General features: G+C 70.3%; 14 protein-coding genes. 5 read left to right on the top strand and 9 right to left on the bottom strand.

Annotated features, from left to right (window positions below; all coding sequences use genetic code 11):
- Window positions 1–13: 13 nt before the first annotated feature.
- A complete protein-coding gene (gene thiE, locus ACFWE2_RS03800) occupies window positions 14–661 on the top strand; it encodes a thiamine phosphate synthase (protein ID WP_377222878.1) in 648 nt (215 codons plus the stop codon).
- Window positions 662–693: 32 nt separating this feature from the next.
- Here thiE and ACFWE2_RS03795 read toward each other — a convergent pair whose 3' ends face one another.
- The 5 genes from ACFWE2_RS03795 to ACFWE2_RS03775 all read right to left on the bottom strand — a co-directional run bounded on the left by ACFWE2_RS03795 (window position 694) and on the right by ACFWE2_RS03775 (window position 8,581).
- Entirely contained in the window at window positions 694–2,934 is a 2,241-nt protein-coding gene (locus ACFWE2_RS03795; protein WP_377222877.1) for an RICIN domain-containing protein, read from the bottom strand.
- Between the two features lie 131 nt (window positions 2,935–3,065).
- Window positions 3,066–4,418, bottom strand: coding sequence for an ABC transporter substrate-binding protein (locus ACFWE2_RS03790; RefSeq protein WP_377222876.1), 1,353 nt, complete (start codon window positions 4,416–4,418; stop codon window positions 3,066–3,068).
- An 82-nt stretch (window positions 4,419–4,500) separates the two neighbouring features.
- Complete coding sequence (locus tag ACFWE2_RS03785; RefSeq protein ID WP_377222875.1) at window positions 4,501–5,322, bottom strand: carbohydrate ABC transporter permease; 822 nt, start codon at window positions 5,320–5,322, stop codon at window positions 4,501–4,503.
- Between the two features lie 152 nt (window positions 5,323–5,474).
- The gene (locus ACFWE2_RS03780) at window positions 5,475–6,428 is read right to left on the bottom strand and encodes a carbohydrate ABC transporter permease (RefSeq protein ID WP_377222874.1); all 954 of its coding nucleotides are present in this window, start codon (window positions 6,426–6,428) and stop codon (window positions 5,475–5,477) included.
- Complete coding sequence (locus tag ACFWE2_RS03775) at window positions 6,425–8,581, bottom strand: beta-galactosidase (RefSeq protein WP_377222873.1); 2,157 nt, start codon at window positions 8,579–8,581, stop codon at window positions 6,425–6,427. The genes ACFWE2_RS03780 and ACFWE2_RS03775 overlap by 4 nt, the downstream gene beginning before the upstream one ends.
- Window positions 8,582–8,745: 164 nt before the next feature.
- Between ACFWE2_RS03775 and ACFWE2_RS03770 the strand changes: the two genes are divergently transcribed.
- Window positions 8,746–9,927, top strand: a complete 1,182-nt coding sequence (locus ACFWE2_RS03770; RefSeq protein WP_377222872.1) for a LacI family DNA-binding transcriptional regulator — start codon at window positions 8,746–8,748, stop codon at window positions 9,925–9,927.
- 241 nt (window positions 9,928–10,168) lie between these two features.
- Here ACFWE2_RS03770 and ACFWE2_RS03765 read toward each other — a convergent pair whose 3' ends face one another.
- Window positions 10,169–10,462: a hypothetical protein gene (locus ACFWE2_RS03765; RefSeq protein WP_377222871.1), complete on the bottom strand. Its 294-nt coding sequence runs from the start codon at window positions 10,460–10,462 to the stop codon at window positions 10,169–10,171.
- Between the two features lie 194 nt (window positions 10,463–10,656).
- Between ACFWE2_RS03765 and ACFWE2_RS03760 the strand changes: the two genes are divergently transcribed.
- From ACFWE2_RS03760 to ACFWE2_RS03750, 3 genes are all read left to right on the top strand, one after another.
- A complete protein-coding gene (locus ACFWE2_RS03760) occupies window positions 10,657–16,707 on the top strand; it encodes an Ig-like domain-containing protein (RefSeq protein ID WP_377222870.1) in 6,051 nt (2,016 codons plus the stop codon).
- 190 nt (window positions 16,708–16,897) lie between these two features.
- The gene (locus tag ACFWE2_RS03755; RefSeq protein ID WP_377139468.1) at window positions 16,898–17,119 is read left to right on the top strand and encodes a hypothetical protein; all 222 of its coding nucleotides are present in this window, start codon (window positions 16,898–16,900) and stop codon (window positions 17,117–17,119) included.
- A 130-nt stretch (window positions 17,120–17,249) separates the two neighbouring features.
- Window positions 17,250–17,684, top strand: coding sequence for a BlaI/MecI/CopY family transcriptional regulator (locus ACFWE2_RS03750; RefSeq protein ID WP_377222869.1), 435 nt, complete (start codon window positions 17,250–17,252; stop codon window positions 17,682–17,684).
- 52 nt (window positions 17,685–17,736) lie between these two features.
- On the opposite strand, the gene ACFWE2_RS03745 is transcribed toward ACFWE2_RS03750, so the two are convergent.
- From ACFWE2_RS03745 to ACFWE2_RS03735, 3 genes are all read right to left on the bottom strand, one after another.
- Window positions 17,737–18,423, bottom strand: a complete 687-nt coding sequence (locus ACFWE2_RS03745; protein ID WP_377222868.1) for a DUF5134 domain-containing protein — start codon at window positions 18,421–18,423, stop codon at window positions 17,737–17,739.
- A 241-nt stretch (window positions 18,424–18,664) separates the two neighbouring features.
- The gene (locus ACFWE2_RS03740; RefSeq protein ID WP_377222867.1) at window positions 18,665–19,939 is read right to left on the bottom strand and encodes a glucuronoxylanase; all 1,275 of its coding nucleotides are present in this window, start codon (window positions 19,937–19,939) and stop codon (window positions 18,665–18,667) included.
- A 266-nt stretch (window positions 19,940–20,205) separates the two neighbouring features.
- A complete protein-coding gene (locus ACFWE2_RS03735; protein ID WP_377222866.1) occupies window positions 20,206–21,783 on the bottom strand; it encodes an alpha-N-arabinofuranosidase in 1,578 nt (525 codons plus the stop codon).
- Between the last annotated feature and the right edge of the window lie 91 nt (window positions 21,784–21,874).

The following is a 21,874-nucleotide window of genomic DNA, read 5'->3' as shown; positions in this document are numbered from 1 at the left end:
TAAACTCACGCTCGTGGATCCCCGTACCCGGCTCGCCGACGCCCGCCTGTACCTGTGCACGGACGCGCGTCAGGACACGAACGACCTCGAACCGTTCCTGCACGCGGCGCTGGAGGGTGGCGTCGACGTCGTCCAGCTCCGGGACAAGTCCCTCGAGGCGGCCCGCGAGCTCGAGCTCCAGGCGCTCGTCGCCCGGGTCGCGGCCGAGCACGGCGCCCTGTGGGCGGTCAACGACCGGGCCGACGTCGCGCGGCTCACCGGCGCGCCGGTGGTGCACATGGGCCAGGGCGACCTGCCGTCCGACGCGGTGCGGACCCTGCTCGGCGACGGCCCCGTGCTGGGCCGCTCCACCCACTCCCTCGACCAGGCCCTGGCCGCCGAGGCCGACGCCCGCGTCGACTACTTCTGCGTGGGGCCCGTGTGGGCCACACCGACCAAGCCGGGCCGTGCGGCCGTCGGCCTCGACCTGGTGCGCGACGTCGCCGCCAAGGAGCCGGCCACACCCTGGTTCGCGATCGGCGGCGTCGACGACGCCCGCCTGGACCAGGTGCTCGACGCCGGGGCGCGTCGCGTCGTCGTCGTGCGTGCCATCACGCAGGCGGACGACCCGAGGGCCGCCGCTGCCGGTCTGCGTCGCAGGATCACGGACGCGGACCGGTAGCGGCGCCCCCCTGGCCGTAGGCGGTCAGGCCGTCACGACGTGACGCGCTGCCACGCCTGGTTGGTCCCGCCGGTGCACGTCCACTGCTGCGCCTTCCCGCCGTTCGCGGTGAAGAACTCGGCCATGTCGAGGCACTTGCCGCTGTTGCGGTTGACGAGCTGGACGTGCCCGGCGGCGACCGCCTGGACGCGCCACTGCTGGTTCGCGCCGCCCGTGCACGTCCACTGCTGGACCGTCCCGCCGTCGGCGGTCGAGCTCTGGTGAACGTCGAGGCACTTGTCGCTGTTGACGTTCGTGACCTGGACGTACCCGCCCGAGACCGCCTGGACCTGCCACTGCTGGTTGGTACCGGTGCCGCAGGTCCACTGCTGGACCTTGCCGCCGTCGGCAGTCGAGGACGCGTTCACGTCGAGGCACTTGCCGCTGTTGCGGTTCACCAGACGTTCGGGGCGCTGCTCCACGAGCGTCCAGTCCTGCGAACCGTCGGAGGCGGAGGCCTGGAGCGTGAGCTGGCCGCCCGCGGTCGCCCCGGTCAGGTACAGGCCGGTGCTCGCGGCCGCCTGCAGCCGGGTGTACCCGTCGCTGGTGGTGACGAGCCGCCAGATCCCGGACTCCGTGTTGTCGACCCACTGGCCGATCTTCTGGCCGGCCGACGGCGTCCCGGTCCAGATACCGGCGGCCCGTCCGCCGGACTTGTTGAGCAGGGTCACCGCCCCGCCCGGCTTCGTGACGACGTGCCAGAACTGGGTGTCGCCGTCCGACGCCGACCCGGCCGCCTCCAGGACGACGTCGGGAACGTCGCCGTTGCCGATGTTCGCGTCGTTGCTGTGGTTGCCCGTGCCCATCACCTGGCCGGTCTTGCGGTTGACGAGCTGGTAGTACCTGCCCGCCGAGCGACCGAGATCAACCTCGCCGTACCGGATGACCGCGTTGCTGGTCGCTCCGCCCCAGGTGCCCTGCAGGATGACGACCCGGCCGGTCCGCGTGACGTACTGCAGGGTCCTGCTGTAGCCGGCGCCGACCGTGGTCTGGTACTCGGTCCACGCGCCGGTGCTCGAACCGGTGCGGTTGACCCAGACGTTGCCGCTGCCGCTCGCGTTGTAGACGATCCGGCCGTCCGGCAGCGGGATCAGCACGGGGCTGCCACCCGTGGCGAGGCGCCGCGAGCCACCGGCGACGGCGAGGGTGTCGACCCCCGTGCCGTCGGGGTCGCCGTCGGCGAAGAACCGCAGCGGGTCGGTCGCGGTCTTGAACCGGGTGTTCGTCCCGCCGCCCCAGTACTCGAAGGTGAGCAGCCACTTGCCGTCGGACGTCGGGGCGATCGTCGTCATGCCGGGGCGCCCGCCGCCGATCTGCGACTTCCCGCCGTTGTTCACCGTCGTGCCCGCGACATCGACGATCGGGCCGCTCCACGGCGCGCTCGTCCCGTCCCACGTGCGGTGGGCGAGGATCTGCCCCTCCGAGTCGGGCGCCGTGTCGTTCGCCGGGTCCAGGGTGGGCACGCCGGTGGTGGTGTTGTAGCTGAGGTAGTCGTTCTCGTCCGAGTAGAAGCAGACGAGCTTCCCGCCGCGCACGATGAGGAACGGCTCCCAGACGGGGTCCACCTGCCGGTAGGTGTTGGCCTGGGCGACGTTCGTCCCGGTCGCTCCGGCGCTACCACCCTGCCAGCCACCGGCCGCGACGATGTTGACGACGTTCCACGTCGAGCCCTCGTCGGTGCTCGTGAACAGGGCGATCGCGAGGTCCTTGCGGTCGCCGTCGTTCGTCGGCACCCAGTTCGGGTCGGCGGCCTTGTGCTCGGTGTAGTAGTAGTCCTCACCGGTCACCAGGCTCGCGAGCACCAGCGTGCCAGCGGCGAGGTTGCCGACGGCCTGCGGCAGGACGTACAGGTACGGGCTCCCCCAGTTGCTCGTGTACTTCGCGAACGCGGGGTTGCTGGAGAGCTCAGCCGGCGGCCGCACCGCCGAGAGCGGCTGCCACGAGGTGCCGTCGTCGTCGCTCTTGTAGATCGGCAGGGTGCCGCCGGTCGCGGCACCGCTGGTCGGGTTCACCGTCGCCTTCTCGAACGCGGCGACGAGACGGCCGCTGGGCAGCTCGGTGGACTTCGGGTAGACGGCGCAGTTGCCGCGGCCCTTGAGGCACTGCTCCGCGTCGGTGAGCTGGTACACGATGCCACCGGTCGGCTTGTAGGCCTGCGCGACGACGGACGGCACCAGCGCCGTCACGAGCACCGTGAGAAACGCTGCCAGGACGAGCTTGGCTCTAGACGTCATGCCCCCTCCTTGGGGATGTCATCGACCCGTGCCGGGCACGGGCACTCCGCACGTGACGCCGTCGTTGGCGCCACGGTCCTCCGGCCCGTGGGGCGACGCCGTTCCAGCCGGCGTCGCCCCGCGGACACGTCCTACTTGTTGACTGTGAAGCCCTGCGCGGTCCCGTACGCGACGATCTGCTCCTGCCAGGCCCGCAGGCCTGCGTTGAGGTCGCTGTGGTCGGTGTAGGCCGCGCCGACGGTGTCGGGGAAGACGCTGTTGGCGTAGACCTGGAACGGCAGGTACTGCCAGCCCGGCGCGACGTTCTCGGAGGCCTCGACCAGCACCTCGTTGATCTTCTGGCCGCCGAAGTACTCCGGCTCCTCCGCGAGGAACTCGGGCGAGCTGAGGTGCGCGGTGGTCGAGGGGAAGCCGCCCTGCTCGAGGAAGACGTCGACGCTCTCGTCGGAGCTGTTCAGCCACCGCAGGAACGCCGCGGCGAGCGCGGGGTCGTCGGTCTGCTTGATCACCGACTGGGCGCTGCCGCCGTTCTCCGCGGTCACCGGGGAGCCGTCGTAGCTGGGCAGGGGCGCGACGCGCCACTTGCCGGCGCCGTCGGGCACCGAACCCTCCAGGATGCCGGGCATCCAGGCACCCGTGACGATGGTCGAGATGGTGCCGTCGCCCAGCGCCTTCCACCAGTCGTCGCTCCAGGTGGGGATGTCCGCGAGCAGGCCGGGCTCGACCAGCTCGTTCCAGGTGTCCGCCCAGAGCTTGGTGCCCTCGTCCTGCAGGTTGACGGTCACATCGGTGCCGTCGGTCACGTAGGGGTGGCCGCCGGCCTGCCAGATCAGCGGCTGCGCGAAGCCGGGGTCGCCGGCGTCGTTGGTGATGTACTTCTTGGGGTCCGCGGTGTGCAGCTTCTCGGCGGCGGCGATGTAGTCGTCCCACGTGGTGGGGACGTCGATGTCGTGCTCGTCGAAGATCTCCTTGTTGTAGAGGAGGACCATCGGCCCCGAGTCCTGGGGCAGGCCGTAGAGCGCTCCGTCGGCGGCGACGGCCGACCACGTGGAGGCGGTGTACTGGTCCTCCAGGTCGCCCAGGCCGTAGGCCGACAGGTCGAGGAGGCTGTCCGAGAGCACGAACTGCTGCAGCGCGTAGTACTCGATCTGCGCGACGTCGGGGGCACCCGAGCCGGCCTTGATCGCGTTCTGCAGCTTGGTGTACTCGTCGGTCGCGGTGCCCGCGTTGACGACGTCGACCGTGACGTTCGGGTACTCCTTCATGAACGCCTCGGCCTGTACCTCGCCCGAGGGGGTCCACGTCCAGTAGGTGAGCTCGCCACCCTTCTCGAGGGCCGCGTCGAGGTCGGCGGCCGAGCCGGCCGGGGCCTCGGCGCCCGGGGTGTCGGCGGAGCCGCAGCCGACGAGGGTCACGGCGGTCAGCGCCGCGGCGGCGACCGCTGCCGCGGCCTTGGTGCGGGTGGTACGTCCTGCTCTGGTCATGATCTTTCCTTCACGTCTTTGTGGGTGTGGGTCTGTGTGGGTGCGGGACTGTGTGGGTGCGGAGATGTGCGGGCGCGGTCGGTCACTGCTTGACGCTCCCGGCGCTGAGGCCGGACTGCCAGAAGCGCTGCAGGAGCAGGAAGATCACGACGATCGGCACGATCGTGATCAGGGAGCCGGTGACCACGAGGTTGAAGATCGGCTCGGCGGCGACGCCCGCCGCCTGCGCGCTCCACTGGTTGAGCCCGACGGTCAGCGGGTACCAGTCCGGGTCGGTGAGCATGATCAGCGGCAGGAAGTAGTTGTTCCAGGTCGCGACGACGGAGAACAGCGCGACCGTGACGATGCCGGGGGCCAGCAGACGGACCGAGATGGTGAAGAAGGTCCGCAGCTCCCCCGCGCCGTCGAGCCGGGCGGCCTCCAGGATCTCCGTCGGCACCGAGTCGATCGTGTAGACCCAGATGAGGTAGAGCCCGAACGGGCTGATCAGCGACGGGACGATGATCGACCAGGGGGTGTTGGTCAGCCCGATCTGGCTGAACAGGAGGAAGGTGGGCACGGCCAGCGCGGTCCCCGGCACGGCCACGGCGCCGAGCACGACGGCGAAGTACGCGCCGCGCCCCGGGAACCGGAACTTGGCCAGGCCGTAGCCGGCCAGCGTCGCGAGGAACGTCGCGCCGCCGGCGCCGACCACCACGTAGAGCAGGGTGTTGGCGAGCCAGCGCAGGAAGATGCCGTCGTCGTGGGTGAGGGTGGCGACGATGTTGTCCCACAGGGCGAAGGAGTGCCCGAACGAGAGCCCGAACGTCGAGAACAGGTCGGGCTGGGTCTTGGTCGCGTTGACCACGAGCCAGACGATCGGCACGAGCGCGTACCCGAGGAACAGGACCATGAGCGCCGTCATGGCGACCGACTTGCGCGGGCGGGTGACCGAGTACGGCCGACGGGCCCGGCCTGAGTGTGCCCGGCTTGAATGTGTCCGGCCTGAGTGTGCCCGGCCTGAGCGTGCCCGGCCTGAGCGTGCGCTGGGGTGGATGGTACGAAGACCGGTGGACATCAGCGGTCCTCCTTTCGAGAACCGCGCACCTGCACCACGTAGGCGATCACCGCGGTGATGACGCCCATGATGATCGCGACGGTGGCCGAGTAGTTGTACTGCTGCCCGGCGAACGACAGGTTGTACGCGTACATGTTGGGCGTGAAGCTGCTGGTGATGACGTTGTTCGCCAGTGGCTGCAGCACGTTCGGCTCGTTGAAGAGCTGGAAGCTGCCGATGATCGAGAAGATCGTGGCGATCACGATCGCCCCGCGGACGGCGGGCAGCTTGACGGCCTTGACGACCTGCCAGCCCCGGGCGCCGTCGATCTCGGCGGCCTCGTACAGCTCGGTGGGGATCGTCTTGAGGGCCGAGTAGAAGATCACCATGTTGTAGCCGACGAACTCCCACGTGACGATGTTGCCGATCGACGCGGTGATCCACTGGCGCGCGAACGGCTGGAGCACGGCGGAGCCGAGCCACTCGTTGATGCTCGCCGTCAGACCGAAGTTGTCGCTGTACAGGAAGCCCCACATGAGGACCGCCACGACGGCGGGCACCGCGTAGGGCAGGAAGACCACCACGCGGAACAGCCCGGTGGCGTACAGGCGCGCGCTGTCGATCGCCAGGGCGGCGACCATGGCGAGGAGCAGCATGATCGGCACCTGGATCAGCAGGAAGGCGAAGACCCGCCCGAAGCCCTCCCAGAAGCTCGGGTCTTGGAAAGCCGTGACGTAGTTGGCAAGCCCGACGAACCGGTTGCCGCCCACGAGCTGGTTCTGGAAGAGGCTCAGCCAGAGCGCGTAGACCAGCGGCGTGATGAACACGAAGACGAACACGAAGGCGAACGGCCAGGTGAAGATCCAGCCCGTCCAGTCCGTCTTCCGGCGGCGGATCACGGTCGCGGCCTCCGCGGAGGCGCGGGTGCCCCTGTCCTCGCCGCTGCGGACGGTGCGTGGCGTGGTGGTGGTCATCGCGCGGCTCCGCTGCTCTCGAGCGCGGCGGCGAGCTCCTGCGTCCGCTCGCCGACGAGCGTCCGGCAGCCCCACGGCCCGAGGGTGAGGTGCGAGCCGGTGGCGTGCGCGGTGTCGGCCGTGGCGTCCCGGACGTCGGCGGCAAGGACGAGCCGCTGCTCGCCCCAGCCCCAGTTGAAGACGAACCAGACCCGGCGCCCGTCGGGCAGGGTGCCCGAGGAGACGGTGACGGCGGGGTCGCGGTCGTCCGCCAGCAGGTCGCCGACTCCCTGGGGAGCGGCCCACCGCACGACGGCGGTCGCGAGCGCCGGCGACGGGACCGTGCCGACGGTCGTGACGCGTCCGCTGCCGTGCGGGTGGGTGACCACCGCGGGGAAGTCGCCGAACCGCGGGTGCTCGTACGCGGCGAGGGTCTGGGCGCCGTCGGGGATCAGGCCGTCGACCCAGCGGCGTGCGGAGGCGTCCGCGTCCAGGACGAGCGGGCTGCCCTCGGTGGCCACGACCCTGAGGTCGGCGTCGAGGTTGGAGAACTCCTCGTACCAGGCGCCCGCGGCGTCGTGCAGGCCGTCGGGTGCTACCGCGACGCGGGCGCGCGCCTCGTCGTCGGCGTAGGCGGTGCGCGGCCCGAGGATCAGGTGGCCGCCCGCGGCGGCGTACCCGCGCAGCAGCTCCAGGTCGTCGTCGGTGGTGATGTACAGGCCGGCCGCGACGAGCACCGGGAAGCGGCGGGCCAGCTCCTCGGCGCCGAGCTCGTGCGCCTGGGGCACGTGCAGGATGCGCGCCTGCCTGCCGGCGTCGGTCACGCCCCGGTAGAAGGAGTCGACGATCTGTTCGTACGACTCGTCGTCGGCCTCGCCGCCGGTGGCCAGCGGGGGCATGAACTGCAGGGCGAAGCGGCTGGGGTTGGACCAGAGGATCGCGACGTCGGCGTCGGGCTCGTACCCGTCCAGCGTCGCCCCGAGGCCGGCCAGCTCGTTGCCGATCTCCGCGATCTCGGCGTAGACCCGGCCCGGGCGCAGGCTGTGCGGCAGCACGCCGCCCCAGTAGGTCTCCGCGCCGTACGGCAGCGTGTGCCAGTGCCAGTACTCGATCATCGCCGCGCCACGGGAGATGAAGGCATAGGCGGCCTGCTTGAGCTGGCCGGGGTAGGGCGGGTGGTTGGCGTGCGACGCGTCGATGGCCTGCGCGTTGGTCTCGGTGACGAGGTAGCGCGCCTGACGCGAGGAGTACAGGCGGTCGGCCTGGCGGAGCAGCCCGGCCACGCCGGTGGTGTTCCAGTAGTTCGGCTGGGCGAGCTCGGTGCCGGCCTCCAGGTGGTCCTGCATGCCGTAGTACGGGTTGCCGGACAGCACGTCCAGGTGCCGGCCGAGCTGCTCGTCGTCGAGCGCCCGACGGGGGTACTGCAGGCAGGTGGTGACGAACTGGCCGGGGCTGGCGTACTCACCGACGATGGCCGCCTGCCAGGCGATGAACTCGTTCGTGACGTCCGCCTGGTAGCGCCGCCAGGCCAGGTCGTACTGGGGGAACGAGTTGCCGTCGGGCCGCCACAGCTCGTCCCAGCCGCCCAGGCGGTGGGACCAGTAGGTCAGCCCCCATTCGCGGTTGAGCGTCTCGACGTCGCCGTAGCGGCTCTTCAGCCGCCGCACGAAACGCGTGAACGTCCCGTGGTTGTGGATCAGCTCGAGGCCTGGCTCGTTGTCGACCTGGTAGCCGATCACCGCGGGGTGCGAGGCGTACCGGCCGAGGATCGCGCGGACGACCCGCTCGGCATGGTGCCGGAACGCGGGGTGGGAGTAGTCGACCTCCTGGCGGGCGCCCCACGGGATCGGCTCGCCCGTGCGCCGTTCGGCGGCGATCTCCGGGTAAGCGGTCTGCAGCCACGGCGGCACCGCGTAGGTCGGCGTGCCGATGATGACGTCGATCCCCCGGGCTCCTGCGGCGTCGAGCACCGGGGCGAGCCATTCCAGGTCGAGCTCGCCGTCACGCGGCTCCCACGTCGACCAGACCGACTCCCCGACGCGGATGACGTTGATGCCCGCCGCCACCATCAGGTCGAGGTCCTCGTGCAGGCGGTCGGTGCGGTGGTACTCCGGGTAGTACGCCACGCCGAAGAGCAGGTGGCGGGGCAGATCGGGGTGGTTGTGCAAGTCCATGAGGCAGCTACTCCGTCGTCGTGCGCTGGAACTGAAGTGACGCTAGCGCCAAATGTGACCGGTCACAATGCTCCGAGACCAACTTGTTACCGGTCACATACATCCGATCCGGAGAGTCGCGCCCTACGGTGGGACGATCCGAGCCCGTCGACGAAGGAGACCGCATGCCGCACGGCACCGCCCCGCTGGAGACCGGCGCGGCACGGGAAGCGCCCCGGGAAGCACCCGGGGACGACCCGTCGTCCGAGGTCACGCCCGGTGCCGGCACGGTCGGCGCGTCAGCGGCCGGCGCATCAGCGGTCGGCGCGTCAGCGGTCGCCACATCAGCAGAGGAGCTGGGGCGGCCCGCGACGATCCGCGACGTCGCGGCGCTGGCCCGGGTGTCGCACCAGACGGTGCACCGGTACCTGCAGGGTTACGAGGGCATCCGGCCGGCGACGCGTGAGCGCGTGGCCGAGGCGCTCGAAGCGCTCGAGTACCGCCCGAACCTGACCGCCCGGTCACTGACCACCGGCCGGTCGATGCGCATCGGCGCGCTGACCCACGAGCTCGACCAGTTCGGCCCGAGCAAGATCATCCAGGGCGCCGCGCAGGCGGCCCGCGACGCCGGCTACGTGCTCGACATCCTGAGCCTCGACATGGGCGACCCCGAGGAGATCGACCAGGCGTTGCAGACGGTCACGCAGCACGACCTCGCCGGCGTGCTCGCCCTCGCCTCGACCGACCACATGGCGCAGGCGTTCGGCGCCGCGAACTTCCGCGTGCCCGCGTTTCTCGCGGGCGAGGAGGACGAGTTCGCGAGCCACCACCCCTCACAGCTCACCGCCGTCGGGTTCCCCGCCCTCATCGACCACCTGGCGGAGCTCGGCCACCAGCGCCTGCTGCACGTCGCCGGCCCCACCGCATGGTCGGCGGCCCGCAACCGGGCCCGCGCCTTCGAGACCGCCGTCGCCGCCCACGGCCTGGTGTCCGTCGGCGTCGTGCACGGCGACTGGACCGCACGCTCGGGATACGAGGCCATCTCGGCCCTGCCCGCACGCCTCGACTTCACGGCCGTCGTGGTGGCCAACGACCAGATGGCGCTCGGCGCGCTCCTCGCCCTGCGGGAGCGGGGCATGCGGGTACCCGAGGACGTGAGCGTCACGGGAGTCGACGACATCCCCGACGCCGCGTACTTCTCTCCCCCGCTCACGACCCTGCGGGTCGACTTCGTCGCCCAGGGACGCCGCGCCGTCGAGCACCTGCTGGCCGGTATCGCCCAGCGCGAGCCCGCGGACGACGAGGCGCTGATTTCGCAGCTCGTCGTGCGCCGGTCCACCGGCACGGCGCCGTCGTCCGGCACCTGACGGCACCACGGTGCTGACTGGGCGCCCTCGGGCCACCGAGTCAGCACACTGGTCGGACCAGCGTGCTGACTCGGAGACCCCGCGCCACCGAGTCAGCGCACTGGTCGGACCAGCGTGCTGACTCGGAGACTCCGCGCCACCGAGTCAGTTCGCCTTCGCAGGTGTGACGCGGCGAGATCGGTCGGCAGCACGCGGCCCCAGGTCGCCTCGACGCCCGAGTGCGTGGTGTCCGTCACGGGTGTCAGCGCTCGTCCGCCGCGGGGCGGCTGCGCCGTCCGACGACGAAGCCGACCGCACCGCCGATCAGGAGCGCACCGGCCCCGGACAGCAGCACCAACGTCCCGGGGGCGAAGGTGCCGCCCGGGACGTAGGTCGTGTCCGACAGGGGTGCGTACGCGAACCAGCCGCCGGGCGTCGGGCGGCTCGCGAACCAGGCGGCGGCGCCCAGCAGCACGAGGCCGAGGACGGCGAGAAGCGAGACGGCGACACGTACGCCGAGCACTCGACGGGGTCCTGAAGGCGGGTTGGCTGTCATGCCGGTGATCCTCCCGGCGCGGGCCGCGGAGGGCAACCGTCGGGAAGCCCTCGCCTCATGGACAGACAGGTCATTTTGGGTAGTTCTACCCACCCGTTTTCGACGACTTTTCACCTTTGTACTCGGTAGGGTGCTCCGGTTACGCCTGTGGGGACCGTCCGGGCGGGCAATCTTTCGTGGAATGAGGAGGACGCATGAGCCTGGTCTCACGCGCGTTGAAGAACCGTCGATCCGTGGTGTCGGCCGGTGTGGTGACCCTCTTCGGGGCGGGGCTCCTCGGCTTCGCGCTGCTGTACGAGGGCGAGTCGACGGCCGACGTCGAGCTGAACGACTCGGGCGTCTGGGTGACGCGGACCGCGCAGGGCGAGCTCGGCCGGTTCAACTACGACGCGAAGGCCTTGGACGGTGTTCTGCTGGCGGGCGCCGGAAGCTTCGACGTGGAGCAGGACGCACAGCGCGTCCTCCTGAACAGTACGAGCAAGTTCTCCGCGAGCCCGGTGAACCCGGGACAGCTCGTGCTCGACGCCACGATGAAGCTTCCTCCCGGCGCGCAGGTCGCCTCGGGCAGCGCGACCACCGCCGTCTACGACCCGGAGACGGGCAAGACCTGGGTCCTTCCGTTCACCTCGACCACCTTCGACGAGAACAAGCTCAAGCCCACGGTCAAGGCAGGCCCCGGCGGCAGGCTCGCCGTCGGCGACGACGGCACGGTCCACCTGGCCGTCCCGGGCGACGGCAAGCTCTACACGATCCCCACCACCAAGCAGGGTGTCGCCGAGCAGGTCGACGAGACCGCGCTCCCCCTCGGCGCCGACGCCGAGGTGCAGGTCTCTGCGGTCGGTGACGAACCAGTGGTGTTCGACCAGACTTCCGGGACCCTGGTGCTACCGGGCGGCGAGACGGTCAAGATCGCCGACGGCGCACAGGGCACGCTGCAGCAGCCGTCGAGCGCGACCGACGACGTGGTGGTCGCGACCCTGAACGGCCTGGTCGTCCAGCCGCTGGCCGGCGGGACCTCGACCCTGCACTCGCTGAAGGGTGGGCCCGCGAGCGTCGCGTCGGCCCCGGTGCAGCTCGGCGGATGCGTCTACGGCGCCTGGTCGGGACCTGGTCAGGTCGTCCGGGAGTGCGCGGGCGAGACCAACGACGTCCGCCAGGCGCTCGAGGGTGCCGACGCCTCCACGAACCTGGTCTACCGCGTCAATCGCGAGGTCATCGTGCTGAACGACGTCGCGAACGGTCAGCTCTGGATGGCCGCCGACGACTTCGAGATGGTCGACGACTGGGACTACATGCAGCCCAAGGACGGCGACGGCGAGAAGACCGAGTCGGAGCAGACCACCGCGATGCAGGTCGACCACTTCGTGGCCGACCGGAACAAGGCCAACAACACGCCAGTGCCGGAGGACGACTCGATCGGCGTCCGGCCCGGCCGCACCACCGTGCTGAACGTCCTGGGCAACGACATGGACAAGGACGGCGACGTGCTGACGGCCTCGGTCGTCACCCCGCCCAAGGGCCTGACGGTCAACCGCGTGCTGGGCGGAGCCGCTCTGCAGGCCGACGTGCCGGACGAAGCGACAGGTGAGACCACCTTCACGTACCAGGTCGACGACGGACGCGCGAACGGTACGGCGACCGCCGAGGCCACCGTGCGGGTCGTGCCGCTCACGGAGAACAACCCACCGGTCCAGCCCGACGGCGAACCCGTGCTGCAGGTAGGCCAGGACAGCCTGGCCAGCATGAAGGTGCTGCCCTACTTCCAGGACCCCGACGGCGACGACCTCTACCTCTCGAACGCGTCCACCGCGAACCCGCTCGACGAGGTGCGGTTCCGCCCGGACGGGACCGTCGAGTTCCGTGACGGCGGCGGCGCCACCGGCCTCAAGGTGGTCGACCTCCGGGTCTCGGACTCGGAGGGCGAGGCCTTCGAGGGCAAGATGCACGTGGACGTCGTCGCCGCCAACGTCGCGCCGGTGCCCGTCCAGGACCACGTGACCGTGCTGACCGGTGAGCCGGTCACCGTGAACCCGATGGTGAACGACCACGACGCCAACGACGACGACCTGCGGCTGACGAGCGTCGCCGGGGCGGCCGGCGCCAGCATCACGCAGAACACGCCGGCCGGGAACTTCAAGTTCCGGAGCGACCAGGCCGGCTCGTACGACGTGCCCTACTACATCTCCGACGGCGTCGAGCAGACGATGGGTCTGGTGCGGGTGGACGTCATGGACCCGCCGGCGGAGGCGGGAGCACCTGTGGCCGTCTCGGACCAGGTGCTGCTGCCGACCGGCGGCTCCGCCCTGGTCGACGTCCTGGCCAACGACACCGACCCCGCGGGCGGTGTGCTGGTGGTGCAGGGCGTCAACGTGCCCACCGGGGCTCCGGTGAGCGTGTCCGTGCTGAACCACCAGATCCTGAAGGTGTCCGAGATCAAGCGGCTCGGCGAGCCCGTCGTCGTGACCTACCGGGTCGCGAACGGCTCCGGCACGGTCACGGGTCAGGTACGTGTGGTGCCCATCCCGGCGTCCGCGCAGATGCGGCCGCCGGAGGCGGGGCCGGACAAGGCGACGGTGCACGTCGGCGACGTCGTGACAATCCCGGTGCTGAAGAACGACAGCCACCCGGACGGTCTGGCGATGAAGGTCACCGACGAGCTGCAGGAGGCACCGCCGTCCTCGCTCGGTGAGGCCTTCGTCTCCGAGAACTCCGTGCGCTTCCGGGCCGGCGACAAGGCCGAGACCGTCCACGCCGTCTACGAGGTCGAGGACGCCAACGGCCAGAAGGACTCCGCGCAGGTCACGATCACCATCAAGGACGAGCCGGAGAACGCAGCCCCGCAGCTTCCGGACATCGAGGCACGGGTGCTCAGCGGGGGCATCGTGCGGATCCCGCTGCCGCTCGACGGGATCGACCCCGACGGCGACCACGTGACGCTGAGCTCCATCTCGGCGGCACCCGGCAAGGGCACCGCCAAGATCGTCGACGGCGCCATCGACTACCAGGCCTCGGATACCACCGGCTTCGACACCTTCAGCTACCAGGTCACCGACACGCGCGGCGCCATCGGCCAGGGCGTCGTCCGGGTGGGTATCGCCGCCCCTCCGGCGAGCAACCAGGAACCGCAGGCGATCGACGACGAGACGACGGTCCGGCCGGAGCGCACGGTGGCGATCCCCGCGCTGCTCAACGACTCGGACCCCGACGGCGACCAGATCAGCCTGGTCGCCAAGGGCTTCGAGGGCACGAAGGACCTGAAGCCCAAGGCCGTCGAGGACGACGTCGTCGTCACCGCGCCCGGCGACGCCGGCCCGTACTCGTTCTACTACGGCATCCAGGACACCTACCAGGCGGGCACCAGCGGCGCGATCACGGTGAACGTCGACCCGGAGGCACCGCTGCTGCGCCCCATCGCGTACGACGACGTGGTGACGTCCGACGACGTCGAGGGCTCCGCCAGCATCACGGTCGACGTGCTCGCCAACGACACAGACCCGGACGGCGTGGGCGCCGACCTGGACGTGAGCGTCGACCCCGGCCTCCAGGGCGTGACGGTCACCGAGTCGAACGCGATCGAGGTCGAGCTCACCAAGGACGCCCGGGTCATCACCTACACCGTCACCGACATGGACGGCCTGGAGGCCAAGGCGTTCGTGCGGGTGCCGGGCAACCAGGCACGGCCGCACATCAAGCCGGGCCTGGATCCGCTCAAGGCCTTCAGCGGTGACCCGCTCACCATCGAGCTGGGCGACTACGTGGTGGTCCGAGAGGGCCACAAGCCGCGCATCACCAAGGACAGCACCGTCAAGGCCGTTGCGGGCAAGGTCGCGATGACCGACCACGACACGCTCGTGTACACCTCCGCGGAGGACTACGCGGGAGCGGCGTCGGTCAGCTTCGAGGTGACCGACGGCACCGGCCCCGACGACGCCAAGGGCCTGACCGCGGTGCTGACGCTGCTGATCGACGTCGTCCCCTCCAACAACCAGCCGCCGAAGATCACCGGCACGCCGGTGCTCGAGGTCGCGGCCGCCGAGAAGGCGACCGTCGACCTGTCGCGGTACGTCAAGGATCCGGACAAGGACCCGCTGACCTTCAAGGTCGGGAGCAAGAACGGCATAGAGATGAGCGTCTCCGGCACGAGTGTGATCGGTGAGGTCGGGGCGGTCCCCAAGGGCACGGTCGCACAGCTCCCGATGACCGTCTCCGACGGCAGGAACCCTGCCGTCCGCGCCGAGCTGACCGTCAAGGTCGTGCAGTCGACCCGGCCGGAGGTGAAGACGACCGACGACAAGGTGCCGAACGCGCACCAGGGCAAGCCGTCGACGATCCCCGTGCTGGAGAACGACTCCAACCCGTTCCCCGAGACGCCGCTGAAGGTGGTCGCGGCGGCCAGCGAGGCGGGCGGCGGCAAGGTGTCGTTCACCGACTCCGCGGTGGTCGTCACTCCCGAGGACGACTTCACGGGCGTCATGACGGTGCGGTACACGGTGCAGGACGCCACCGGGGACCCGGACCGCCAGGTCGACGGCTTCGCGAAGCTCACCGTTCTGGGCAAGCCCGCCGCACCCCGTGCGCCCCGCATCGAGGAGGTCCGCTCCCAGACCGTCGTGCTGAGCTGGGACCAGCCCAACAACAACGGCGCCGACATCACCAGCTACACGCTGCGCACCGACGGCGGCCAGGAGCACAGGTGCGACACGACCACGTGCACGTTCGACGGCCTGCGGAACAACGTGAAGTACCGGTTCACGGTCGTCGCGACCAACGAGGTGGGCGACTCGGCGCCGTCGCCGCCGTCCGCCGAGGTACGACCCGACGAGAAGCCGGAGAAGCCGGAGCCGCCGACGCTCAAGTTCGGCGACCAGAAGCTGACGGTCTCGTGGAAGAACAGGGAGTACACGGACCGCTCCCCCATCGAGTGCGTCACCCTGGAGATCAGCCCGCCGCCGGCCGACAACGTGACCCAGAAGACGTGCCAGACCAGCAGCCCGGTCGAGTGGACAGGGCTGCAGAACGGCACCTCCTACACGGTGCGGGTGCAGGCGAAGAACGACGCCGACCAGCCGTCGGACTGGAGCGACCCGTCCGCGCCGGAGACCCCCGCCGCGAAGCCCGCCCAGCCCGACGCACCGACCGCCACCAGCTCGGACACTGCCGCCGGAGGTCAGATCACGGTCAGATGGCAGGCTCCGGCCAGCAACGGTGACGCGATCTCTCGGTACTACGTGACCGAGTACCGGGACGGGGTCAGGACCAGGACCATGACGGACGGCGACCTCGAGATGGTCGTCCAGAAGCTGGACACCGAGTCGGCCTACAAGTACACGGTCCAGGCCGAGAACAAGGCGGGTAGGTCGCCGGTCAGCGCGGAGTCCGCCGAGACGGTGCCGTACGGCACCCCCGACCCGGTCGGCACCCCGACGGCCCGGCTCGGCTCGGAGACCAGCAACCAGGCCGACGTGAACTGGACCCGCATCAGCGACTTCCGCGGCACGGGCGGGTTCTACAACGTCCGGGCCAACGGCGGGGCCGCCCAGAACGCGGGCGCCAACCCGCCGTACACGCACAAGGGCCTGACCAACGGGACGTCGTACAGGTTCGAGGTACAGGCGTGCAACGCGAACGGCGCCTGCTCGGTCTGGTCGAACCCGTCGAACGCGGTGCAGCCGTACGGTCCGCCGATCCAGCCGACGATGACCGCCACCCCCGGGATCGGGAACGTGTCCTTCACCTGGGACGCGGACGGGTACAACGGCGTGCCGACCCGGGTCCAGGTGTCCGGGGCGGTCAGCAGCACGAGCAAGACCGGCACCGCGACGGCGGACGGCAGCCCCGGTCAGACCATGCAGGCCTGCGTCACGGTGACCGACGACAACGGGGAGAGCAAGCAGGCCTGCGACTCGGCGCAGGTACTGCGGCCCCGGGCGTGGGTGACGGCGGCGCCCAGCGGGCCGAGCTCCAACAGCCGCTACTGGGTGGTGAACTGGGAGGGCTTCGACGCGAACAGCGAGGTCGCGTGCTGGGCGGGCGACACGTCGGGCATCGACAACGGACCGGACTACTGGCACGACATCCACGAGGGGCACGCCACGACCTGGGCGGGCAGCACCAAGTACCCGATGAACGGTGCCTCGGGCTCGAGGCAGCTCTCCTGCTGGATGGGCTCGAGGTACAACGGGACAGAGGTCGCTGTCAGGGTCGACGACGTCCTGTACGAGATCAGGCGCTGGAACGTCGGCTGACGAACCACCGGGGCTCGCGCGGCTACCGCGCGAGCTCCGGCCTCCTCGCTACCCACACCTCGCGGGTTGTCGCGTATCACGCCGTTATCTTGACGTCTTGTAGAGATATGCGTGACCCTCGTAGAGGGCACCAGCCCGCCAGGAAGTCCGTTCCGTTACATCCGTGCACGTCCAGGCAAAGGAGACAACGATGAGCGACAACCCTCAGCTTCTTCATGTGGCCACGTTCTGCGGCAAGTGCGACTGCGGCTGCCCGGAGCTGTTCGTCGACCCGAGCGCCGAGCCCTTGAAGCAGATCGTGATCACCGACGACTTCGGTCAGCGGATCCAGATGAGCCACGACCAGCTCGCGGACCTGGTGGAGCAGGCGCGCAGCGGCGCGCTGGACGCGGCGGCGCTCCAGCCGGCCTGACACCTGACAGCCGGACGCCTGACGCCCGGCGAAGAGGCGGATCCGTCCGGGATTCCGGACGACGCGAAGGTGGCTGCCCATCAGCGAATGGGCGGCCACCTTTGCAGTATGGTCCTGCCAGGAGGGCAACATGTCAGGCAGGACCCCGGCAGGCAGGACCCCGACCGGCAGGACGCCGTCAGGCAGGACTCGCGAACGCGGACAGCTCGAGGCAGAGGTCATGCGAATCCTCTGGAGCCACGAGGACGCGATCGGAGCGAGAGTCATCCAGGAGAGCTTCGGGAACGAGCACGTCCCGGCCTACACGACGCTCCTGACGGTGCTCGACCGCCTCCAGAAGAAGGGCGAGGTCGTCCGGATCGCGACCTCCCCACGGAAGGTCCGCTTCCGTCCCACCCGGTCGGACGGCGAGCGCGCGGGCGCGGCGATGCTGTCCGTCCTGGAGAGCACGGGCGACCGCGAGGAGGCGCTCGCCCGGTTCGCGGACCACCTGACCGCACGGGACGCCGAGATGCTGGAGCGCGCGCTCCGGCCGAGGCACACCGAGCGGCAGCGCGCCGGCTGATCCGGCGTCCGCGGGGCGCCGGCTGATCGCGCATCCGCGGGGCGCCGACCGATCAGCCCGCGAGCATGAGCCAGCACATCGCGGCCATCCCGAAGCTCATCGCGGAGCTCGCCAGCAGGTCGGAACCGGCGCGGCCCCGCACCGAACCGCCGCCGCGCAGGTGCCGGAGCAGGCCGACCAGGAAGACCGTCCCGCCGACCGCGAGCGCAGCGAGCAGCAGCGCACCGCTGACCGTGGACCAGGTACCGAGCTGAGCGTGAGCCACCGCGTGGTCACCTACCTGACCGGATACCTGGCCCGCTACCTGGTCCGTGTGGTGCCCGCGCCCCGCCTCGTGTCCCGTCGCGAGCGTCCGCGACACCGTCAGGCCGGGGTGCATCACCACCACCGCCCAGACCATCGCCAGCATCATGACGGCGTGTATCGCCTGGGTCCCGGGGTTCTCGTGGTGACCGGGCCGCGGGTCCGCCGCCGTCGGGCCGCGCGACCCCGCCGTCGGGCCGCGGGTCAGGGCGTCGGCCTGGTGCCACCCGGCAGCGGCAGCGAAGAACACCGCGGCCAGCACGAAGAAGGCGAGCTGCGGCGGCGCGGGCAGCCGGACCCACCACGGCCACACCATCGCGACCATCACGAGGTTCATGCCCAGGTGGCACAGATGACCGGTCACCGCGAACGCCTGCCGGGCGGTCACGACGCGCCACAGGGAGTGCGCGCCGAGCGCGGCGAACAACACTGTCACGATCCACTGCACGGCCGGGTCGGACGACACTGGCGCCCCCGCGTTCTCGACTGGCGACAACGGCGATCAACCGCCGCGACAGTACCACGTGATGTAGAGATGACAACGACACCAGCGTGAACTGAGCCCCGGTCAAGAGGCTTGAGGCGACCACGATCCCCGGGGTTCCGGCACCCCCGCACCTACTGAACCAAAGCCAGGCCCTGACCCCCCGGGCTCAGGGGGTCAGGGTCATGACTGTCTACTCCGTGACGAAGGTCCTGATGCTCTGCGCCTGGAGCTCCGAGCCGAACGAACCGTTCGTCATGACCACCCTGTTGTACGGGGCGAGCGTCCGGTTGGCGTCCGTCACCCAGGTCGAGAACGCGCCGGAACCCGCACCCTCCACGCTGAACGGGACATAGACCCCCGCCGAGGTCTTGTTGATCGCGACGATCACGAGCTTCGAGCCGTTCGTGAACGCGGTGACGTAGACGTTCGGCTCGGGATTCGCGGTCGCCGTCACGCGCCAGTAGCCCGGGCGTACCCACTTCGAGAAGTGCGCCATGTTCGCGCCGCGCTTGCTGATCTGCCCGTCCTCGCGCATCGGCCCGTACGAACGGCGGATGTACCACCACACGTACGCCTGGAACCGGCCGTGCAGGAGGGCGTTGTGCATGTGCTCGCCGGTGGCGAGCGACTGCGGCCACAGGTCCGCCGAGTCACTGCTGTTGGGGTGGTAGACCTCCGTCATCCACAGCTCCTTGCCGCCGCCCTTCTGCACGAAGAGCGGGTAGGCCAGGTCCGCGGTCGGGGTGCCGTACAGGTGCGCACCGAGGATGTCGACGTTGGCCAGCGCAGCGGGGTCGTTCAGGATCGGGTCGGAGAGGTTCTTCCGGTACTGGAACGACTCCGGGGCGATGACCCGCGCGTCGATGGATCCGGCGTTCTCGCGGAGGAACCGGACGATCTCGGCGGGCGTCCACGCCGTCCAGTCGTGCGCGTAGTCGGGTTCGTTCTGCACGGAGATCCCGTAGAGGGGCACCCCGCGGTCGCGCATGTAGCGCACGAAGTCGTTGAGGTGCCGCGCGTAGTTGCCGTACTGGTCGTAGCGCAGCCGCTTGCCGCCGGAGAAGGTCTCCGTCATCGCCGCCGGCGGGTTCCACGGCGAAGCGAAGACCTTGGCGCCCAGCTCGGTCGCGCGCTTGGCCGTCGCCACCTCGCCGGCCCACCTGGCCGGGTCCTCGTGGACGGGGATGCGCAGGATCGTGAAGCCGAGCTGCCCCGCCCCGTTCCCGAACGCCGTCTCACGCTGGGCCGCCGTGAGGTCACTGATCCAGGCCGTGTGGTTCATGCCGCCGAAGCCCTGGATCGTCTGCTGCCGGATCGACGGCTGGACGAGCACCTGGGCGGCGGCCGCCGGCTGCGCCGACATCAGGCCGGCCGTGCCCGCCGCCGCGGTGGCGGAGAGCGTGAGGAAGGCCCGCCTGCTGACGGGGTCGAAGCGCGGCTCGTCGGTTCTCCTGGGAAGCGGCATCATTGCCCTCTCTGTCGTCGGAGCGCTGTGAAACGTTATCCACTCGACCTCACCGCTCGTCGTCGAGCAGCGGGCGCGTACCTCACGGACGACCGGGCTCCATCACCCGGTCACTTCTGTCGAACGGTGCAGCTGACGAACGGTACGGCGCGCACGATACGCCGCTGACCCGCCGGACGTCGACCATGGGGCCGGTCCGGCGGCCGAGCGATTGTGCCCGGAACTGGCGTGAATTGTGGGCACAATCGCTCGGCAAGCGGGCTGCGTCAGTCGTCGGCACCCAGCTCCAGCGCGACGGTGACGTACGAGTGCGCGGGCACGTCGAGCTCGAGGCCGCGCGGGTGCCTGCGGATCTCCTCCAGCTTGCGCGGCGCCACCGCCTCGGGCTGCTCCGGCGTGTTGTGGCCGTGCAGCTCCGGCGCCGTCAGGATCTGCGCCGAGAAGCCGACGACGTCGCGGCCGCGCAGGTCGAGCACCACCGTACGGGCCTGGGCGGCGTCGAGGTGGGACAGCGAGACGTGCGCCGTCGAGCCCTTGGTGGACGCCGAGGCCGACAGGAGCTGCAGCTCCTTGCCGTCGACGGCGCGCGTGGCGCCGGGCGCGACGACGTGCGCGGCGAGCGACGTGGCGTCGTGGTGCGGGGCGTTCATCGCGAAGACGTGGTACGTCGGGGTGAGCACGAGCGCGCCGGTGTCCGGGTCGGTGAGGATCATCGCCTGCAGCACGTTCACCGTCTGGGCGATGTTCGCCATCACCACCCGGTCCGCGTGCCGGTGGAACGCGTCGAAGTGGATGCTCGCGACGAGCGCGTCGCGCAGCGTGTTCTGCTGGTACAGGAATCCGGGGTTGGTGCCGGGCTCGACGTTCCACCAGGTGCCCCACTCGTCGACCACGAGGCCGACGCGCTTGCCCGGGTCGTAGCGGTCCATCACCGTGCTGTGGCGGGTGAGCAGCTCCTCCATGTACCCGGCACGGGACAGGGTGAGGTACCACTCGTCCTCGGTGAAGGCGGTCGCGCTGCCCTTGTCCTCCCAGGACCCGGACATCGTGTAGTAGTGCAGCGAGACCCCCTGGAACGGCCCCGCCGGACCGTCGGCCCCGTCGAGCGGCCCGAAGGACTTCATCAGGACCTCGGTCCAGTGGTAGTCGTCGTCCGAGGCGCCCGCCGCGATGCGGTACACGTCGTTGCCCGCGTGGTTGCGCACGTACGTCGCGTACTGCCGCGCCAGCGAGGCGAACTGCTCCACCCGCAGGTTGCCGCCGCAGCCCCACGCCTCGTTGCCCAGGCCGAAGAAGGGCACCTTCCAGGGCTCGTCCCGCCCGTTCTGCCGGCGCAGCGCCGCCATCGGCGAGTCGTCGGCACGCGTGAGGTACTCGATCCACTCGCTCATCTCCGCGACGGTGCCCGAGCCCACGTTGCCGCTGATGTACGCGTCCGCGCCGAGCAGCTCGCACAGTGCCATGAACTCGTGCGTCCCGAACGAGTTGTCCTCGACGACGTCGCCCCAGTGGGAGTTGACCATCCGCGGACGTTCCGCACGCGGGCCGATGCCGTCGCGCCAGTGGTAGTCGTCGGCGAAGCAGCCGCCGGGCCAGCGCAGGTTCGGGATCTGGAGCGCGCGCAGGGCCTCGACGACGTCGAGGCGGATCCCGCCGACGTTCGGGATCGGCGAGTCCTCCCCCACCCAGAACCCACCGTAGATGCAGCGCCCGAGATGTTCGGCGAAGTGCCCGTAGACGTGCCTGCTGATCGTGGGTCCCGGCAGGTCGAGATCGATCACCACGCGGGCGGACTCGGTCGACGGCTGGGTGGGCAGCAGCTCGGTGGGCAGCTCAGTGGGCATGCGAAAGGCCTTCCGGACGCAGGGGTTTCGACGAGGTATCGTTTCCTCAAGGGCGCAGAGGAGCCGCTTTCACAGCCGTATTCACTGGTCC

It is taken from the genome of Promicromonospora sp. NPDC060271 (genome assembly GCF_042726755.1).
GTDB lineage: Bacteria > Actinomycetota > Actinomycetes > Actinomycetales > Cellulomonadaceae > Promicromonospora.
Note: the sequence above shows the minus strand (reverse complement) of the source record. Positions and strands in the feature narration are given on the sequence as shown.

Bases quoted from the DNA above. Each gene is read 5' to 3' on its own strand.
- ACFWE2_RS03770 (WP_377222872.1), top strand. From the start codon at position 8,746: ATGCCGCACGGCACCGCCCCGCTGGAGACCGGCGCGGCACGGGAAGCG.
- ACFWE2_RS03780 (WP_377222874.1), bottom strand. From the start codon at position 6,428: ATGACCACCACCACGCCACGCACCGTCCGCAGCGGCGAGGACAGGGGC.
- ACFWE2_RS03765 (WP_377222871.1), bottom strand. From the start codon at position 10,462: ATGACAGCCAACCCGCCTTCAGGACCCCGTCGAGTGCTCGGCGTACGT.
- ACFWE2_RS03775 (WP_377222873.1), bottom strand. From the start codon at position 8,581: ATGGACTTGCACAACCACCCCGATCTGCCCCGCCACCTGCTCTTCGGC.
- ACFWE2_RS03760 (WP_377222870.1), top strand. From the start codon at position 10,657: ATGAGCCTGGTCTCACGCGCGTTGAAGAACCGTCGATCCGTGGTGTCG.
- ACFWE2_RS03740 (WP_377222867.1), bottom strand. From the start codon at position 19,939: ATGCCGCTTCCCAGGAGAACCGACGAGCCGCGCTTCGACCCCGTCAGC.
- ACFWE2_RS03795 (WP_377222877.1), bottom strand. From the start codon at position 2,934: ATGACGTCTAGAGCCAAGCTCGTCCTGGCAGCGTTTCTCACGGTGCTC.
- ACFWE2_RS03735 (WP_377222866.1), bottom strand. From the start codon at position 21,783: ATGCCCACTGAGCTGCCCACCGAGCTGCTGCCCACCCAGCCGTCGACC.
- ACFWE2_RS03785 (WP_377222875.1), bottom strand. From the start codon at position 5,322: ATGACGGCGCTCATGGTCCTGTTCCTCGGGTACGCGCTCGTGCCGATC.
- ACFWE2_RS03790 (WP_377222876.1), bottom strand. From the start codon at position 4,418: ATGACCAGAGCAGGACGTACCACCCGCACCAAGGCCGCGGCAGCGGTC.
- ACFWE2_RS03750 (WP_377222869.1), top strand. From the start codon at position 17,250: ATGTCAGGCAGGACCCCGGCAGGCAGGACCCCGACCGGCAGGACGCCG.
- ACFWE2_RS03755 (WP_377139468.1), top strand. From the start codon at position 16,898: ATGAGCGACAACCCTCAGCTTCTTCATGTGGCCACGTTCTGCGGCAAG.